The following is a 3,235-nucleotide window of genomic DNA, read 5'->3' on the forward strand; positions in this document are numbered from 1 at the left end:
GCCCTGAAAGACTGCAAGGACGACGAGGAAGCCGTGAAGATGGGCCATGAAGGCTATGTCGAGCACGCCCTGGTCGATTACCTGTTCGAGAAGCTGACACGGTCCAGCGCCACCACCAGCCCGTCCTGGAGCGCCCATGCCATGGTGCTGAAGGAACTGCTTGAACACCATGTGGAGGAAGAGCAGGGCGAGGCCTTCGAGTTGCTGGGCAAACATTTCGACGCGTCGGAACGCGAAAAGATGGCCGGGGCCTTCCTGGCGGCCAAGGAAACCGCCGCCGGCAAGACGCCGCGCAGCGCCGCCTGATACGCGCGATCCTGACACGCTGGCCGGTCCTGGCGCGCCGCGTCAGGACCGTGTCGTTAGGTGTCAGGACCGTGCCTGGGGCGAGTTCACCAGCCAGATGCCGAAGGCCACCAGAGCCAGCGCACCCAGCAGCGCGGGCGAAACCGGTTCGCTTAAGTACAGCGCGCCGCCGGCCACGCCGAAAACCGGTGTGAGGAAGGAAAAGGCCGACAGCCGCGAAACCGGATACCGCATCATCATCCAGAACCAGGCGAGGTAGCTTACCGCCGCCACCGCCACGGTCTGGAAGGCCAGCGAGCCGATCACAAAAGCCGTGGCCGGGATGGCCAGGCTTTCGCCGCTGAACAAAGCAGCCAGCAGCAGCATCGGGCCGGACACGGCGAGCTGGTAGAGCAGGGTCTTGTAGGGGCTGACCAGCCGCAGTTTCGAGCCCTTGATCAGCAGGGTCGTCGCCGCCCACAGGATGGCGGCCGCCACCATCAGCGCATCGCCCAGCATCTCGTCCGGCTGCGGCGCCTGCAGACGGCCGGCAAAGGTGAGTACCACGCCCAGGAAGGCCAGCAGCAGGCCGATCCATTGCAGCCGGCCGATGCGCTCGCCCGGGATCAGCAGATGCGAACCCAGCGCCACCCAGAAGGGCGCGGTGTAGAGCAGGATGGCGGCGCGCGAGGCGGTGGTGAGCGTCAGGCCGTAGAACAGCAGGCCGAATTCGGTGCCGAACAAAAGCCCGGCGGCCAGGCCGGGCCACAGGCTGCCGTCGCGCCGCCATAGCGGGATGCGGCGCCAAGCCATCCACAGCAGCACCAGCAAAGCCGCGCCGGCCGAGCGCAGCCCGGCCTGCAGCAGGGGCGAGACGAACGCGGCGGTCTCCTTGATCACCACCTGCTGGATGCCCCAGCTCAGGCACAGGATGGTCATCAGGCCGATGGCGAGGCCATCGAGGCGGCTGTGCGGCATGGTCATGGCGGCTACAGCATCTCCAGTGGGCGGGGCCCGCGCGGCGGCGGAAAGGCGTGGTCGAGCTCGGCCAGGTCCTGCGGCGACAATGTCACATCCAGCGTGGCGCGGTTCTCGCGCACATGCTCCACGCTGCCGGCCTTGGGAATGGCGATGACGCCATCCTGCCGCAGCAGCCAGGCCAGCGCCACCCGGGCCGGGCTGGCGCCATGCCGCGCGGCGATGGCGGCCAGGCTTTTGTGCTTCAGCAGCCGGCCCTGCTCGATCGGCGAATAGGCCATCACCGGCATGCGGCGCTGCCGGCACCAGGGCAGCAGGTCATGCTCGATGCCGCGCCGCATCAGATTGTACAGCAGCTGGTTGGTGGCGCAGGCCTCGCCGCCGGCATGGCCGGCCAGCTCGGCCATGTCGTTGATGTCCAGGTTGCTGACGCCCCAGTGGCGGATCTTGCCGGCACGTCGCAGTTCGGCGAAGGCAGCCAGCGTTTCCGCCAGCGGCGCGCTGCCGCGCCAATGCAGCAGATAGAGGTCGATGCGGTCGGTGCGCAGACGCTTCAGGCTGCGTTCGCAGGCCGCCAGCGTGCCGCGCCGCGTGGCATTCTGCGGCAGCACCTTGCTGACCAGGAATACCTCGTCGCGCCGGCCGGCGATGGCCTCGGCCACCAGGCTCTCGGCGGCGCCGTCGGCATACATCTCGGCGGTGTCGATCAGGCTCAGGCCCAGGTCGAGGCCCAGCCGCAGCGCGGCGATCTCGGCCGCGCGCCGCGCCGGCCGCTCGGCCATGGCCCAGGTGCCCTGGCCCAGGGCGGGAACCTTGTCGCCATCGGGCAACGTGACGATCGGGATAGCAGACGGCATGGCGACTCTCCGGCGGGCGCGGCGGCGTCCGATGCTACGACATCTGGCTCTGGGCGGAAGCTGGAGCGGGTCAGGGGGAATCGCCCCCCGTCGTAAGCTTGGTGCAATTTTAACACTTTGATATCATTGATGATTTCTGAGTATTTTTTTGGCCTCAATGTCTTAGCCGTTTGTGGTGATTCCTCTCTATCCGCTGGTTTTCCAAATCAGTGTGCCAAATTGCGCCAAACGCACTGAAGGTCGGGGCGGGGCGTGGGATTGTCGACCCAGCAATGTCGGTTTCGACTGGAAGCCAAGGATCGCGACAAGCGGCACATCAACTAGCGTTCCGCATTGCGGAATAATGGAACGTTAGCGAGCTACTCTCGTCGTTTCCATTTTAGAATCCGGACAAGGATGCCATCGAAAGAGGGCAACAGAGAAACCCCGGGGGAAGGATAGTCGATGCAATCACGCGTCATCATCACCTGCGCCGTGACCGGCAATCAGACGACCCCGGAGATGACGCCGCATCTTCCGGTCACACCCGAACAGATCGCCGAAGCCTGCCTGGGCGCGGCCGAGGCGGGTGCCGCCAGCGTGCATATCCATGTGCGCGACCCCAAGACCGGTCGGCCGTCCATGGAGATCGACTATTACCGCGACGTGATGGACCGCATCCGCGCCAGGAACAGGGACCTCATCATCAATCTCACCACCGGGCCGGGCGGCCGCTTCGTGCCCGACCCCGACGATCCCAAGGTCGCCGCCCCCGGCACCACGCTGATGCGGCCGGAAGACCGGGTCGCGCATATCGCGCTGCTCAAGCCCGATATCGCCACACTGGATCTGAACACCATGAATTCCGGCAAGCAGGTGGTGATCAACACGCCCGACAATGTCCGCCGCATGGCGGCCGTGATCAACGCGGCCGGCGTGAAGCCCGAGATCGAATTGTTCGATTCCGGCGACATCGCACTCTGCCGCGACTTGGTCGCCGACGGCACGCTGAAGGGCCCGATCCTGTGTTCGGTGGTCATGGGCGTGAAATACGGGTTCCAGCCATCGCCGGAAACGGTGCTGTATGCGCGCGGCATGCTGCCGTCCGGCACCGCCTGGACCGCCTTCGGCACCGG

Annotated in this window: 4 protein-coding genes; 2 read left to right on the top strand and 2 right to left on the bottom strand. The window is 66.2% G+C overall.

What is annotated here, in order from left to right; all coding sequences use genetic code 11:
• The coding region (locus Q1J79_RS12260) for a hypothetical protein (RefSeq protein WP_300300691.1) at positions 1 to 306 on the top strand (306 nt) is incomplete at its 5' end.
• A gap of 63 nt (positions 307 to 369) precedes the next feature.
• Here the strand turns inward: Q1J79_RS12260 and Q1J79_RS12265 are convergent.
• Together Q1J79_RS12265 and Q1J79_RS12270 are read right to left on the bottom strand one after the other, a co-directional pair.
• The gene (locus Q1J79_RS12265; RefSeq protein ID WP_300300694.1) at positions 370 to 1,269 is read right to left on the bottom strand and encodes a DMT family transporter; all 900 of its coding nucleotides are present in this window, start codon (positions 1,267 to 1,269) and stop codon (positions 370 to 372) included.
• Positions 1,270 to 1,274: 5 nt separating this feature from the next.
• Entirely contained in the window at positions 1,275 to 2,120 is an 846-nt protein-coding gene (locus Q1J79_RS12270; RefSeq protein ID WP_300300697.1) for an aldo/keto reductase, read from the bottom strand.
• A 444-nt stretch (positions 2,121 to 2,564) separates the two neighbouring features.
• On the opposite strand from Q1J79_RS12270, the gene Q1J79_RS12275 reads away from it, so the two are divergent.
• Positions 2,565 to 3,235: 3-keto-5-aminohexanoate cleavage protein (locus tag Q1J79_RS12275; RefSeq protein ID WP_300300700.1), on the top strand; the 671-nt coding region annotated here is incomplete at its 3' end.

The sequence above is a fragment of the Ferrovibrio sp. genome (genome assembly GCF_029255545.1).
Lineage (GTDB): Bacteria > Pseudomonadota > Alphaproteobacteria > Ferrovibrionales > Ferrovibrionaceae > Ferrovibrio.